This is a genomic window from Acetobacter pasteurianus, assembly GCF_009914215.2.
Classification (GTDB): Bacteria; Pseudomonadota; Alphaproteobacteria; order Acetobacterales; family Acetobacteraceae; genus Acetobacter; species Acetobacter pasteurianus.
In genome coordinates this window covers 1,941,257-1,956,198 of sequence record NZ_CP039846.2, presented here as the reverse complement: position 1 = coordinate 1,956,198, position 14,942 = coordinate 1,941,257, and the positions used below count along the sequence as shown (strand labels likewise).

Annotated in this window: 12 protein-coding genes; 5 read left to right on the top strand and 7 right to left on the bottom strand. The window is 54.0% G+C overall.

Annotated features, from left to right (window positions below; all coding sequences use genetic code 11):
* Positions 1-2: 2 nt before the first annotated feature.
* Positions 3-1,034: a mitochondrial fission ELM1 family protein gene (locus tag FCN51_RS22670; RefSeq protein WP_160256934.1), complete on the bottom strand. Its 1,032-nt coding sequence runs from the start codon at positions 1,032-1,034 to the stop codon at positions 3-5.
* A 129-nt stretch (positions 1,035-1,163) separates the two neighbouring features.
* Between FCN51_RS22670 and FCN51_RS22665 the strand changes: the two genes are divergently transcribed.
* The gene (locus FCN51_RS22665) at positions 1,164-2,366 is read left to right on the top strand and encodes a DEAD/DEAH box helicase (protein WP_160256933.1); all 1,203 of its coding nucleotides are present in this window, start codon (positions 1,164-1,166) and stop codon (positions 2,364-2,366) included.
* Here the strand turns inward: FCN51_RS22665 and FCN51_RS22660 are convergent.
* Together FCN51_RS22660 and FCN51_RS22655 are read right to left on the bottom strand one after the other, a co-directional pair.
* The gene (locus tag FCN51_RS22660) at positions 2,317-3,426 is read right to left on the bottom strand and encodes a glycosyltransferase family 4 protein (RefSeq protein WP_160256932.1); all 1,110 of its coding nucleotides are present in this window, start codon (positions 3,424-3,426) and stop codon (positions 2,317-2,319) included. The two genes, FCN51_RS22665 and FCN51_RS22660, sit on opposite strands and share 50 nt — an antisense overlap.
* A gap of 15 nt (positions 3,427-3,441) precedes the next feature.
* On the bottom strand, positions 3,442-4,650 hold the full coding sequence (locus tag FCN51_RS22655) for a glycosyltransferase family 4 protein (RefSeq protein ID WP_160256931.1): 1,209 nt from the start codon (positions 4,648-4,650) through the stop codon (positions 3,442-3,444).
* 164 nt (positions 4,651-4,814) lie between these two features.
* On the opposite strand from FCN51_RS22655, the gene FCN51_RS22650 reads away from it, so the two are divergent.
* The gene (locus tag FCN51_RS22650) at positions 4,815-5,873 is read left to right on the top strand and encodes a M14 family metallopeptidase (protein WP_236661245.1); all 1,059 of its coding nucleotides are present in this window, start codon (positions 4,815-4,817) and stop codon (positions 5,871-5,873) included.
* Positions 5,874-5,912: 39 nt separating this feature from the next.
* On the opposite strand, the gene glyA is transcribed toward FCN51_RS22650, so the two are convergent.
* Positions 5,913-7,205: a serine hydroxymethyltransferase gene (gene glyA / locus FCN51_RS22645; RefSeq protein ID WP_003623132.1), complete on the bottom strand. Its 1,293-nt coding sequence runs from the start codon at positions 7,203-7,205 to the stop codon at positions 5,913-5,915.
* Between the two features lie 181 nt (positions 7,206-7,386).
* On the opposite strand from glyA, the gene FCN51_RS22640 reads away from it, so the two are divergent.
* The 3 genes from FCN51_RS22640 (at position 7,387) to FCN51_RS22630 (ending at position 10,837) form a co-directional block, all read left to right on the top strand.
* Complete coding sequence (locus FCN51_RS22640) at positions 7,387-8,868, top strand: amino acid permease (protein ID WP_160256929.1); 1,482 nt, start codon at positions 7,387-7,389, stop codon at positions 8,866-8,868.
* Between the two features lie 116 nt (positions 8,869-8,984).
* Positions 8,985-9,989: a porphobilinogen synthase gene (gene hemB / locus FCN51_RS22635; RefSeq protein ID WP_003628543.1), complete on the top strand. Its 1,005-nt coding sequence runs from the start codon at positions 8,985-8,987 to the stop codon at positions 9,987-9,989.
* Positions 9,990-10,063: 74 nt separating this feature from the next.
* Positions 10,064-10,837 carry an arginyltransferase gene (locus tag FCN51_RS22630; protein ID WP_160256928.1) on the top strand — a complete coding sequence of 258 codons (774 nt, stop codon included), beginning with the start codon at positions 10,064-10,066 and terminating at the stop codon, positions 10,835-10,837.
* 10 nt (positions 10,838-10,847) lie between these two features.
* Here FCN51_RS22630 and parC read toward each other — a convergent pair whose 3' ends face one another.
* From parC to tsf, 3 genes are all read right to left on the bottom strand, one after another.
* Complete coding sequence (gene parC, locus FCN51_RS22625) at positions 10,848-13,052, bottom strand: DNA topoisomerase IV subunit A (RefSeq protein ID WP_160256927.1); 2,205 nt, start codon at positions 13,050-13,052, stop codon at positions 10,848-10,850.
* A gap of 77 nt (positions 13,053-13,129) precedes the next feature.
* Positions 13,130-13,921 carry a DNA repair protein RecO gene (recO, locus tag FCN51_RS22620; protein WP_160256926.1) on the bottom strand — a complete coding sequence of 264 codons (792 nt, stop codon included), beginning with the start codon at positions 13,919-13,921 and terminating at the stop codon, positions 13,130-13,132.
* A gap of 15 nt (positions 13,922-13,936) precedes the next feature.
* The gene (tsf, locus tag FCN51_RS22615; protein ID WP_003623141.1) at positions 13,937-14,842 is read right to left on the bottom strand and encodes a translation elongation factor Ts; all 906 of its coding nucleotides are present in this window, start codon (positions 14,840-14,842) and stop codon (positions 13,937-13,939) included.
* Positions 14,843-14,942: the final 100 nt, after the last annotated feature.

Sequence of the window (14,942 nt, the reverse complement as noted above, 5' to 3'; positions counted from 1 at the left end):
GGTTAAAAACCAAGCCGTTTGTGCAGTTCCGCAATAATGTAGGGCGTATCATCCAACGGCAAAGCCAACCACGGGGCCGGAAGGCGGGTTTCTGCATCTTCCAGCACATGCACACGCCCGGCTAGTTCCAGTTCTTCTATAAAATCGCTAATCCGGCGAGAACGGCCCGGTAGTGGGTAAATTGTAACTGGCGCACACCCTGCAACCGCCTCGGATATCATTGATACACTGTCTATCGTGACAATCAGATTATCTGCACAAGCAATAAGTCCTTCATAAGGGTTTTCCCCTTCCCCATTCCAGACATGGCCACCCGCTTTTTCTACAATATCTGTCAGCACCCGCATGGCTGCCGGGCTTGTCCGCCGGGAGGGCGTAACAACCAGACTGCCCCCTTCCGCCTTGAGTGTTTCCACCAAAACCTGCCCAAGGCGATGGGCTTCCGCCTCTCCAAAATGGAAGCGACCGTTGGAGCCTCCAACCAAGGCAGCAATAAGTGGGCGTGGCAGTTCCGCAAATTGCGGCTTCCATTGCGCGCGTGCCTGTTCCAAGGCTTCGGGCGTAAGCCCGTGCAACGCTGTGCGGCCCAGCAACACATTTGGGCCCGCAATATCATCGTGCCGGCAGGCAACAATCAGATCAAACCGAGACAGATTTTTACGAGGATTTTGTATTTGCACCACAGGCCGGTGTGAGCCGCGCAAACCAGCGCCAACTTCTCCACCTTTCCCGCCAACGCTCACTACAACAGAGGACTGTGCAAATGCAGGATTTTCTTCCAGTTCTGCCCCATCGCTTCCTCGCAAAAAGGGCTTACCAATCCAGCGCGGCCCACGCAGCATAATACGGGCCAGTTTACTGGGGCATATGGGGTGAAAAGTGCCATTCCACCCCGCACGCGCTACAAGCCCCAGAGCTTGCGAGCGCATGCCAGCAAAATCTTCCCCCACAACAAAGGCAGCAACGCCCGCCTGCGTTCCGCAAGACGATATATTTGAACCCTCTGGGGTTCCGGCGTAATCTGCACGCGCCATGATGCGTTATTCCTCTGTTGCGCAAGGGAGAGTGCTGAAAAGCGCCCCCGTGTCTTTCTCTCCTTGCCGCTGGAACGGAAAGCGTGCAAGGCGTGTTTGCGCATTCCAGATAAGGAGAAAGGCAACACGATGTCCGGCAGTTTCCATGATCTGGGCCTAGATCCAGCATTATGCGCATATGCGCAGCAGGCGGGCATGGCTGCCCCTACTCCAGTGCAACAGGCTACTATTCCTGCCATTTTGGATGGCAGAGATGTATTGGTGCGCGCCCCCACGGGCACCGGCAAAACGGCTGCCTATGCTTTGCCGCTTAGCCAGAAGCTGCTGAAATCTCGCAAGCCACGCTTTGTGCTGGTGCTTGTGCCCACGCGTGAGCTGGTTTTGCAGGTGGAAAAAGTTTTTCGCACCTGTTTAGGCGAAAACAAAAAAGGCCAGAAGCAAACCCCGGTTACTCTCGTGCCGCTATTTGGCGGATCGGACCGCGCAGAGCAGGAGCATTTTCTTGCACAAGCAACAGGCCGCCGCATTCTGATTGCAACACCCGGACGCCTGCTGGATTTTGTTTCCAACCGAATTTGCGATCTTTCAGAATGCGGATATCTGGTTCTGGACGAAGGAGACCGTCTGTTTTCTCCCGAATTTCAGGAAGATACAGAAACACTGCTCTCCTATCTGCCGTCCATGCGGCAAACACTGGTGCTTTCTGCTACCCAACCCGAAAGCCTGAAAAGCACGCTCCTGAACCTGCTGCATAAGCCGGTTGAAATCAGTATTGAACAAGCTCCCCAAAAACGCGGGCCTATCCGCCAGGCTGCGTTGTTTTTAGATCCCACTCAGAAGCCGGGCTTTATTAAGGAATTTTTCAGCCGCGCGCCTAAAATGCGCAGCATTGTGTTTGTGCGCACAAAAGCAGAGGCAGATCAGCTTGCCGCTCTGCTTAAAAAAGCCCGACTTGCCGCCGCCCCTTTGCATGGGGATATTGCGCAGGATAAACGCACCAGCACAGTTGCCAGCTTTGAATCCGGGCGACTCTTTATTCTAGTTGCTACAGATGTTGCGGCGCGTGGGCTGGATGTGCCTTCTGTAAAGCAGGTTATCAATTACGATGTGCCGGATCAGCCAGAAACCTATTTGCATCGTATCGGGCGCACAGGCCGTGGCGGAGAAAAAGGATCCGCTCTTACGCTTTGCACAATGGATGATCGCCAAAGCCTGCGGCAAATTGAAGTTGGCGCACACGTAAAACTACGGATCATCAGTGCCGAGCAGGCCCTTCCCGCACCTAGCCAGCCTCAAACTGCCTCACGCCGTTCAAAATCTGTTCGGCCATAATCTGCCATGCCTGCTCTGCCTCCCGCTTACCTTGTGTATTCGGTGTGGCGGCAGGCTTATCTTTTACAAATGCTGTAAGTGTTGCCGCAATATTTTGGGCTTCTGGCTTGCAGAACACCACATTAGGCTGCCCGGCAAACTGTTCTGCCAGACCACTTACATCTGTTGAAATCACCCAACGCCCGGCAGCAAGGGCTGCTGCCCCTACACCACTTTGCGTTGCCTCCCTGTAAGGCAGTACCAGCGCATCTGCCCATGCTAGAAGCTGGCTGACTTTTGTTTCTGGCACCCATCTGTTTTCAATCTGCACATTAGGTAAAGCTGCCAGTTGATCCAGCTCTGCACTATGTGGGCCTTTACCTGCAACACGGCAGATATAATCGGTATGCTCACCCATGGCTGTAAGAGCCTGAACCAGCAGATCCAACCCTTTGTAAGACAGTAATCTGCCAAAAAAGAGCAGTCGAACTGGACCTTTATGCGCAAAAGGTGCACTTGGCTGCCCCTCTGGCGCAACAAACGCAAATGGTGGATGAAAAGCCACCAGCGCACGCCGCCCACGCATACACCATTGTTTCTCAAGCTGGGCAGCTACATGACGGCTTAATGTAACCGGAATATCAGCAGACCAGACCAGCAAACGCTGCAAAAACATCTGCCCAACAAAACCATCGCCAGGATGTGCTGCCGCATCATGCACCAGCACCACAACGGGCACGCCAGCTTTACGCAACGCCGCAACCATAATCAGATCAAGCGGCCCCGGCATGGCGCATATGGCAACATCTGGCTGCACAGCGCGCAACATACGGCCTAATGCATGCAACATATACGGGGCTTGCAGCAAGCGCGTAAAAAAGCTGGAAAGACTTGTATATGTTCGCACCGGTACATCGTTATGAAGATCAGGCTCAGCCTGTAGCACTTCTGCCCCAGATGAGAGGGAAAGAACTGCAGATGTGTTTGGTAACGTATTTAGGGCTTTGGCAAGTTCCGCAGCAATGCGCGGGCCGGCCCCCTTGCGCCCCCACTGCCAGACAAATACCCGTATGCCACTCAAACCACTTTTCCTAATCTACTTCTGCAACGCAGCTACGGCGTTCAGTAAAGGCGTTGGCCCAAAGGCCCGCAATGCTGCCTTGCCAGCAGCCTGCCCAAGCTGGCGGCGCTTGTTGGCATCATCTGCAAGGGTTTGCAATGCTTCTACTGCGCACCCTATATCTGCCTCTGCCCACACAGCTTGAGGCACCTGATACACGCCTCGCGTATCTGTGGCTGTTACAAGTTTGTAAGAAATTGGCCAACCACAGTCTGATGTTAGAAATTCTGACGTAGCAGACCAGTCTGTGGCGATAACAGGGCGTTCCAGCAACATGGCTTCTGCTGGCACCAGCCCAAACCCTTCGCTCCGGTGCAGGGAAAGCACAATATCTGCCTGCTGCGTCATGGCGTACACATCTGGCATTGGCAGCATACGGCTTTCAAAGCGAATGTTCTGTGCGCCACCTGCCGCATCCTTCAGGCGCTGCATATCTGCCGCATAATGATCCGAGCCAGATATTTTCATTACCAACAGACGGTCTTTTCTCTCTCCAAACGCCTGCCGAAACGCCGCTATAGCGGCCAAAGGGTTCTTGCGCTCAAAACTGGATGCAAGACTAAAGGAGACCAGCACCACCACTGCATCCTCAGGCCATCCAAAAGCCTGCCGATCCAATTTAGAAGGCTGCGGAGGCACACACGCCAACGGATAAGGCACAACCTTGACCCGGCCGGGCATGAGAGGTTCCAGCGCGCGTGCGCTAAAGTGCGAAGGTGTCCAGATTTCATGCACGCATGGCACGCCAGCATGCCACTCTGGCGAGATAACCGGTAGCTCCCACACCCAATAGCCTACAATACGCCGCCCCAGTACATGCTTGCGGCCCAGGCGCAAAAGAGCTGCTGGCGTTTGTGGTGCATTTACATGCAGCACCAAAGCCGCTTTTGGATCTGCAAAAACAGAATCCAGCCCCTCTTTCCCCTGCGATTGTAGAAGACCAGCCTCTACCCCTTTTGCACTTACGCCTTGAGAAAGCAGACCACGCAAAAGTAATCTGGCCCCTTCACCCAAGCCGGAACCCCGGCCGAGTTCTCCTCCAATAATCACATTTGCATCAGCAACAGGCATAGGGATGGCTGCTTTGGGGGCAAGCAAAGCAGTGGCCTTGGCCAACAAACGCCGCCTTTGAGCTACAGGAAACAGACGCCACAAGTGATGGAGAGGATGAAGGGAAGATGTCACTCGTACTGTCCGTCACCTAAAAATAAGAAGAAAGTTGAGACAAAGCAGGGATTGCAGGCCCGCACAACCCACCGCATACTTTTGCTCATGCGGTGCTGTTCCTTCCTTCATTCCCCCATACACGCCGAAATACCCTTGCCAGCGCGGTATCTGGAGAAGGGATTATGAGTTGCGCATCCAAGCGGCATGTACGCCCTGAGAGTGCTTTTCGGTTTCGGGCTGTTTCTGCCTTGCTGCCGCCATCTCCACCCTCTTTACCTGCTGTGCGTATTGAATACCCACCACCAGATATCAGCCCATGGATTGCAGGAAACTGCGGTATTCAAGGTGTGCATCATTTTGAAAGCCGCCGCCCCGGCCCGCATGTGGCCGTTACAGCCCTTATGCATGGTAACGAATATGCCGGAGCCTATGCTCTGCAACAGCTTCTTATGCAACCATTGCGCCCGTTACATGGAAGATTGAGCCTGATTTTTCTTAATCTGGCGGCTTACAAAACCTTTAACCCTGCCCGCCCCACACTATCCCGCTTTGTAGAAGAAGATATGAACCGGTTATGGCGGCCTGAGCTAATTACTTCGGCGCACACATCGGTTGAAATGGAACGTGTGCGTGAAGTGCTGCCTGTGCTGGAAACAGTAGATATTCTTTTGGATATCCACACCATGCTGTGGCCGGCACAACCTCTTTTCCTCTGTAGCATGACGGAAAACAGCCGAGATCTTGCTTATTGTGTATCCGGCGCACAAACCAACCCTCCTGCTGTGGTTCAGGATGGTGGGCATGGGGATGGATTAAGGCTTATTGATTATACGCGCTTTAATACGCCACATTCATATACACGCGCCTGCCTGCTGGAGGCAGGGCAACACTGGCAGAAAGATGCCGCACAGCAAGCTTTACTGAGCACCCGCATATTTCTGACACAAACCGGTACCCTGCCCTCCGCCTTAACATCAGCAACATCTTCAGAACCTGTAAGGCAAGCTGTTGTGACAGACTGCGTGCAAGCGCTGACATCTCGTTTTGTTTTTGTGCAGCCATTTGCGAGTGGCAGTGTTATCCGCAAGGCGGGCACTGTTATTGCTTTTGATGGGCAGGATGAAATTCGTACGCCCTACAATAACTGTATCTTGGTCATGCCCAATTTGCGCCCCCGCCGGGGCCATACAGCCGTAAGGCTTGCAAAGCGCCTTAACAACAAAACGGGCACACAAGCCTAAGCCTGCATGCCCGTTCTGACAGCCTAAAAGGCTTAAATATTATGCGCGGCTATAGATAGGGAACTTAGCGCACAGAGCTTTAACGCGTTCATGCACAGCGTTTTCAACTTCGCTGTTACCTTCACCGCCGGAAGCGGCCAAAGCTGTCAGAACTTCGTCAATCATTTCACCAATCTGGCGGAATTCTTCCTCACGGAAGCCGCGAGCCGTTGCCGCCGGGCTACCCAGACGCACGCCGGACGTGATGGCTGGCTTTTCTGGGTCAAACGGAATGGCGTTTTTGTTGGCTGTAATACCAGCGCGTTCCAGAGCCTGTTCCGCAGCTTTGCCGGTCACCTTTTTGGGGCGCAGATCAACCAGAAGCAGATGTGAATCCGTACCGCCTGTTACGATATCGAACCCACGTTCCACCAGAACTTCGGCCAGAACGGCTGCGTTTTTCTGCACAGCTTTCTGGTATTCCTTAAATTCCGGACGAAGGGCTTCACCAAACGCCACGGCCTTACCGGCAATAACGTGCATCAGCGGGCCACCCTGCAAACCAGGGAACACAGCAGAGTTGATCTTTTTGGCCAATGCTTCGTCATTGGTCAGGATCAGGCCGCCACGTGGGCCACGCAGGGTTTTATGCGTGGTGGAGGTTACAATATGTGCGTATTCCAGCGGGTTTGGATACAGGCCAGCAGCCACCAGACCAGCAAAATGCGCCATATCCACCATCAGGAAGGCACCAACTTCATCCGCAATGCGGCGGAAGCGGGCAAAATCAATGATACGCGGATAAGCAGAGCCACCAGCCACAATGATGGAAGGTTTGTGCTCACGCGCCAGCCGTTCCATTTCCTCATAGTCCAGCATGCCGTCTTGCTGACGCACGCCGTACTGCACGGAATTGAACCATTTGCCGGAATAGTTGGGGGCTGCACCGTGTGTAAGGTGGCCACCGGCAGCAAGGCTCATGCCCAGCACCGTGTCACCCGGCTTGCCCATAGCCATAAACGCGGCCTGGTTGGCGTTGGCGCCAGAATGCGGCTGCACGTTGGCAAATGCGGCACCAAACAGAGTTTTCACGCGGTCGATGGCAAGATTTTCAACCTTGTCCACTTCCACACAGCCACCGTAATAGCGGCGGCCGGGGTAACCTTCGGCGTATTTGTTGGTTAGCACGCTGCCCTGAGCCTGAAGCACGGCTTCAGACGCCATGTTCTCACTGGCTATCAGTTCAATGCCTTCCTGCTGACGCTTCAGCTCGCCTTCAATGGCGGCTGCAACATCCGGATCAGTCTGGGCTAGAGACGCATGGAAAAAGCGATCCAGATCCGTGTGGCTCATTCAGGTGTTCCCTCAAAATCAGACAATATGTTCACCAGCATATTTGCCGGGCGGCTGGCGGTGTTCATTCGTTACGTTTGAAACACATCTTGCCAGGATGTGCTGCTGGCCTGTTTATAGAAAAAAAGACCGTTGGAGGCTTCTTACCGCTTTCCGTGCGGCCCGGACAGGAGAAAAATATATGGAGCAGAAGTCTGCCCCCTCTGTAACATCGGCATTTACGCGATGTTTGCCGCTGGACAAGCTACAGGCAGCACCTGGGCTTAAGCGTGTTCTGGGGCCGGGAAGCCTTATGGCATTGGGAGTTGGCGCCACAATTGGGGCGGGTCTGTTTTCTCTCACCGGCATTGCGGCTTCTGAAAATGCCGGTCCTGCTGTGGTTCTTTCTTTTTTTATTGCGGCCATTGCCTGTGGCTTTGCCGGGCTGTGCTACAGTGAATTGGCCAGCATGATCCCTATTGCGGGCAGCGCCTACACCTATGCGTATGTCACGCTAGGGGAAATGATGGCATGGATTATTGGCTGGGATCTGGTACTGGAATACGCCGTGGGTGCGGCCACTGTTGCAGTCAGTTGGTCTCGGTATGTGGTGTCATTATTGGATTCGTGGGGCATAGTGCTGCCGCCACGGCTTACGGCTTCACCCTTTGAAACCGTGCAGATGCCAGATGGCAGCATGGTCTCCGGGCTGATGAACCTGCCCGCAGTTTTTATTACCTGCGTAGTTTCATGGATCCTGATCCGCGGGATCTCGCAGTCCGCTATGGTGAATGCCGTTGTGGTGGTTATCAAACTGCTAGTGATTGCAGCATTTATCGGCTTTGGCATCCACTACATTAACCCGGCTAATTATCACCCCTTTATTCCACAAAACACGGGCACCTTTGGGCAGTATGGCTGGTCTGGCATCATGCGCGCTGCGGGCACCATCTTCTTTGCCTATATCGGTTTTGATGCCGTTTCCACCACAGCGCAGGAAACCAAAAACCCGGCGCGTGATATGCCTATTGGCATTTTGGGTAGCCTGCTGATTTGTGCTCTGGCTTATGTCTGCTTCTCTTTTGTCATGACCGGTCTGGTCAATTACAAAGACATGCTGGGTGATGCCGCCCCGGTGGCTACAGCCATTAACCGCACGCCCTATACATGGCTGCAACTGGCCATTAAAATTGGTATTATCTGCGGGTTTACGTCGGTTCTTATGGGCATGCTTCTGGGCCAGAGCCGCGTGTTTTTTGCCATGTCCCGCGATGGCCTGCTGCCCCCCATGTTCAGCGCCACGCATCCAAAATATCAGACACCCTGGATGTCCAACGTCTTTTTCATGGTCATTATCTGTCTGCTCAGCGCGTTTCTGCCCATTTCTGAGCTAGGACACATGACATCCATCGGCACGCTTCTGGCGTTTATTCTGGTATGTGCTGGCGTGATGATCCTACGCCGCAAAGCTCCTGATCACCCGCGTGCTTTTCGGGTTCCCGGTGGAGACATTATTCCCATTCTGGGTATTCTCACCTGTGGCACTGTCATGGCCTCACTTGATGAGCTGACATGGATCCGGCTGATTGTGTGGCTGGCTATAGGAATGGTGATTTATCTCACCTATGGCCGTTACCACAGCGCATTAGCGCGACCCAGCATTCCGCCAGACAGGGTTGCATAAAGCGCACAGGCGCGCATACTTCCGGCCAGCATTCACCCGTCTGTCCCGCCCGCCGTGGTTGGGGTTCTTTTTAGCACCCCACTACGCCCGCAGGCAGCAGCAAGGAGATCCTGCCCATGATGGCTGGCCGTTTTCCTCTGGCTCGCCCCCGGCGCAACCGGATTGATGATTTCACGCGCCGTTTGGTTGCTGAAAATACGTTGGGCATCAACAATCTGATCTGGCCTATCTTTTTTATGGAAGGCACCAATACGGTTACCGAGGTGTCCTCCATGCCCGGCGTACACCGTGTTACGCTGGACAAGCTGGCCGCACATGTTGAGCCCGCCGCAAAGCTGGGTATTCCAGCTTTGGCCCTGTTTCCCATCACGCCCACAGAAGCGCGGGATGAAAAAGGCACGGAAGCCACAAACCCGGACAACCTGATGTGCCGGGCCGCCCGCCTACTTAAAAAGGAATTTCCGGAAGTTGGGCTGATTGGTGACGTGGCGCTAGACCCCTACACCAGCCACGGCCACGATGGCCTGATTGAAAATGGTTACGTGGTGAATGATCCATCCGTAACCATTCTTTCCCAACAGGCCGTTAATCAGGCTGCCGCTGGTGTGGATATTATTGCCCCGTCAGACATGATGGATGGCCGTATTGAAGCTATTCGGCGTGATCTGGACGGCAATGGGCTGATCAACACCCGTATCATGTCCTACGCTGCCAAGTATGCCAGCGCCTTTTATGGCCCGTTTCGTGATGCTCTGGGTTCTGGCGGGATGCTGAAAGGTGATAAAAAAACCTATCAGATGGACCCAGCCAACAGCGATGAAGCCCTGCGCGAAGTGGAAATGGACATTGCTGAAGGCGCAGACATGGTTATGGTCAAACCCGGCCTGCCGTATCTGGATATCATCCGCCGTGTGAAAGATGAATTCCACGTACCCACCTTTGCCTATCAGGTATCTGGTGAATATGCGATGCTGATGGCGGCCATCCGCAATGGCTGGCTGGACCATGAACGCGCCGTTATGGAAAGCCTTCTGGCCTTCCGCCGCGCTGGCGCCAATGGCATTTTAACGTATTTTGCTATTGAAGCTGCAGAACGTATCCGGGCATCTTTCGGCCAATAGGTTTCCGGTCAATATCACGGCATATGGGCCAGAGTTTTCTGGCCCATAATTTTGTTGCGGGATAATTTCTCCCCATGACGTCATCACAAGACAGGCCACACTTCTTCTATACCGCTCCACCCGGTGCCTGTCCGTATCTGCCTAACCGTATTGAGCGTAAGATACTGGTGGACCTTGCTACTCCAGATGCCAATTTCCTGCACAGCCGCCTTTCCCATGCTGGTTTCAGGCGGAGCCATACCTTGGCTTATGCGCCTATTTGCGATGGCTGCTCTGCCTGTATTCCCATTCGCTTACCTGTCAGCTGCCTGACACCTAACCGCACACAAAAACGCGCTGTCCGGCGGAACGCTGATCTTGTTCGCAGCCTGCTACCCCCCACCGCTACAGACGAGCAATACACGCTCTTCCGCAGGTATCTGGATAGCCGCCATTCAGATGGTGAAATGGCGGGCATGTCCATGCATGATTACCGAATTATGGTGGAAGAAACGCCGGTAGATACGCGGCTTGTCGAATTTCGTGCACCAGACACCACCTTAATGGCAGCTAGCCTGATTGATGTTCTGGAAGATGGGCTTTCTGCTGTTTACAGCTTTTATGAGCCTGATTGCCCGCAGCGTTCACTCGGCAGTTTTGCCATTCTCTCTCTGGCAGAATTAGCCATGCAAATGGAGCTGCCATATCTGTATCTGGGATATTGGGTGCCGGGCAGCCCTAAAATGGCTTATAAAGAACGCTTCCAGCCCGCAGAAATTCTGCGCAATGGCACATGGCAAAAACTGGATCTAAACCAGCCTCCTCAAACAGAAAGGGCCCATCCGTTTCCGGAAGGCCCTCTGTTTTAAATGGCGGCGCTTAAGCTTTTTTAGCAGCCCAAGGTGGCGCAACCTTGCCAACGGCTGCACGACGGCTCACCCAATCCTGCAGATCAGCAAACTGACGTATGCGTGCAGTACCCGGCCAGTGCAGCCCATCTGCTGCGGTAAACACCACGGCTTGGCGCAAACCACCATCCGAGTATTTTTGCAGGGCCACACCAAGACCGCGTGCCATAACGGGCAACTGCTCTAATGGGAAAATCAGGAACCGCCGATTATCCCCTACAACGGCAACGTGGTCCCCTTCCGCAGGCACACATACGCGGGCAAACTCGCCTTCCTTCAGGTTCAGCACCTGTCGGCCAGAGCGTTTTTCCGCAACCAAGGCTTCTTCTTCCACCAACATGCCGCGCCCGGCGCTTGAAGCCACCAAGCGGCGTTTTCCATCTTCTATGGGGAAAACGGCCAGAAGGTCTTCATCGTTGGAAAGGTCAATCAACAGGCGAATAGGCTGCCCATCCCCGCGGCCTCGCGGCAGATCTGCCCCTTTTACAGTATAAGCCCGTCCATCCGTTGCAAAGAAGCACAGCCTATCCGTTGTCTGGCAAGGAATAGCCAGCTTGAGGGCATCCCCTTCCTTGAACTTCTGATTGTCCAGATCAACATTGTGGCCCTTAACCGCACGCACCCATCCTTTTTGAGAAAGGATCATGGTCAGCGGTTCGCGCTCCACTTCTTCCACCACGGAAATATCAACTGGCTTGGGCGCAGAAAGAATAGTGCTTCTGCGCTCACCCAAACGGCCTTTCCCGAAGGCTTTGATCATACCGGTGAGTTCGCGCTCGATCGTTTTCCAGCGCTGTTTTTCGCTATCCAGCAACGCCATCAATGCTGCTTTCTCGGCGGAAAGTGCATCATGTTCCTTGCGGATTTCCATTTCCTCAAGCCGACGCAAACTCCGCAACCGCATATTGAGCACGGATTCTGCCTGCAAATCTGTCAGCTTGAACGTAGCTATCAGGCTGGCCTTGGCATCATCCTCTTCACGGATAATACGGATGACCTCATCCAGATTCAGGTAGACAGCCAGAAAACCTGAAAGAATTTCCAGCCGCCGCTCTACCGCAGTCAGTCTATGGCGGCTGCGGCGTTCCAGCACCTCATGCCGATGGTCCAGCCATGCCTGAATAACCTGTTTCAGCCCCATGACGCCGGGGGAGCGATCCGCCCCCAGCACATTCATGTTCAGGCCAAAGCGACTTTCCAGCGGTGTGGCACGGAACAGCGTTTCCATCAGCACTTCTGGTTCTATGCCGCGTGTTTTGGGCTCCAGAACCAAGCGGATTTCATCCGTGCTTTCATCACGGATATCTCCCAGCAGAGGCAGTTTTTTCTGGTCCAGCAAATCCGCAATCTGCTCGATCAGGCGAGACTTTTGCACCTGATACGGAATTTGCGTAACCACAATATGCCACGTGCCAAAACGGCCCTGTTCGACCTCCCATCGCGCACGCATTCTAAAGCTACCGCGCCCGGTTTCGTACGCCTGCAAAATGGCATCCGAATCTTCAACAATCAGGCCACCGGTGGGGAAATCCGGCCCCGGCATAAGCTCTAGCAACTCCTGCGTGGTGGCCGAGGGCTTACGCACCAGCAGGGCAGCAGCAGCACATACCTCTGCGGCATTATGGGGCGGAATGCTGGTTGCCATGCCCACAGCAATACCTGCCGCACCATTGGCAAGAAGGTTAGGGAAAGCCGATGGCAGAACAACGGGTTCCTGCTCCTCACCATCATAGGTCGGGCGGAAATCTACGGCATCATCTTCAATACCATCCAACAGGGCAACGGCAACTTCTGTTAAACGGGCTTCTGTGTACCGCATGGCAGCCGGGTTATCGCCATCAACGGAGCCAAAGTTCCCCTGCCCTTCTACTAGCGGATAACGTGCGGCAAAATCCTGCGCCAACCGCACCAGTGCTTCATAAACCGAAGCATCACCATGCGGGTGGAACTTACCGATAACATCACCCACCACACGGGCGCATTTTTTGAAGCCGGAAGCCGGATCTAGCCGGAGCTGGTGCATGGCATAAACCAAGCGCCTATGCACCGGCTTAAGCCCATCCCGCACATCCGGCAAAGAGCGGGACATGATGGTGGAAAGCGCATAGGCCAGATAACGCTCACTCAGCGCCTCCGCCAGTTTTGTTTCCTCAATATGTCCTGCGGTTTCGCTCATCTGCCATCCCTGGAAAGCTTGCATGATCCATTAGAAACAAGACATACAGCCCTCGTATCGGTTGTGCCAGTCTTGCGCTACTCGGTTATTGGTGTTTGGTCTGCCAGAACACGCATTTCCAGCCTATCATACAGCCGTTGGCGTGCTGCAGGTAACGGCAAATGGCGCTGGCCAAAGGCATCTCGCGCCAGAAAATGACCTGTTAAGCGTAAACCTGCCAACCAATCTGCCGCATTACCTGTTTGTTCTGTATCTTGCAAAAAAGATGGGAGCGGCAAAAGCCGATCTTTCCATTCTCCCGCGCCTGCTTCGCTAACTGCGCGGCCTGTGCGTGGTGAAACATAATGCAGATTTTCTGTACTGCCGGTAACGGCACAAGCTGAGAGATCCAGCCCAAAGCCCAATGTTGCCAGCAGGGCCATTTCCCACCGCACAACGTGAGGCATGCCTTCACGTTCTGCAATAACAGGATCATACCCCAAAAAGGTAAGCAAACGCACTGTTTCTGCAAACAGGAACGGACAGGGGTCAGCTTCTGGCAGCGTTACATCTGCCAATACGCAAACTGATTGCACCATACTTAACGCTAATGGCGCATCCAGCAGCCGTGCGGCACAGGCGTAAAGTAACTCACCCGAAATTTGTAATGGTGCAGCGGTACTGCGTTTATGGAGGCTTGTTTTAACAACATTGCCCGGCTGCCACAGGGCACGGCCTGCTTTGCTAGCTCCGCCATAGGCAATGCCCCTTAGGGGACCGTAATCTTCTGTAAGAACATGCACGCGTGCACTGGTTTCACCTTGCACGCCCGCAAAAAGCACAAGGGCGGGAGCCTCCTTTTGATAGGAAGTCCCGCCCTTATCCGTCATTCGGAAAACCCGACCTTAGACGCCAGCAACCTTGGCAACTTCAGCTGCAAAGTCATCTTCTTCTTTTTCGATGCCTTCCCCCAACTGGAAGCGGTCAAAGCCAACCAGCTTAACGCCAGCTTTCTTCAGCACGTCTTTCACGCGGGTTTCACCATCATGCACCCATACCTGTTCCAGAAGCACAACTTCTTCGTAGAACTTACGGATACGGCCTTCGACCATCTTTTCGATGATAGCTTCTGGCTTACCGGAAGCGCGTGACTGTTCAACCAGCACTGCGCGTTCACGTTCAACTTCTGCCGGATCAAGGCTGGAAACATCCAGAGCGGAAGGACGTGTAGCGGCAACATGCATGCCAACCTGACGGCCAAGCTGTTCGATAGCTTCATCAGCGGTCGGAGCTTCAACAGCAGCCAGCACGCCAATCTTACCCAGACCGGGGCGCAGGGCACCGTGCACATAGGTAGCAACAACGCCAGAAGGCACAGTGAACACACGTGCCCGACGCAGGGTCATGTTTTCACCAATGGTTGCAACCAGATGCGTCAGCTCATCAGCAACTGTGCGACCGGTTTCAAGCGTGGCAGCCTTAATAGCTTCCAGATCTTCACCAACCTTCAGCGCAACTTTGGCAACGGATTCCACAAAGTTCTGGAAGGATTCGTTACGAGCCACAAAGTCGGTTTCAGCATTTACTTCCACCATTGCAGCCACTTTGTCTGCAGAAGCAACGCCTACCAGACCTTCAGCAGCAACACGACCAGATTTTTTTGCCGCAGCAGCGAGGCCCTTGGTGCGCAGCCAATCAATAGCGGCTTCGATATCACCGTTGGCTTCGTTCAGTGCTTTTTTGCAGTCCATCATGCCTGCGCCAGTTTTTTCGCGCAGATCCTTGACCAGTGCAGCTGTAATTGCCGCCATAATTCAATACTCCTTGAAAAACCCGAACGCGCCCTCTTAGGGGCGCGAACCGGAATATTCCATGGCCTGCCAATGCAGGCATTCATGCAGGAAAAAACAG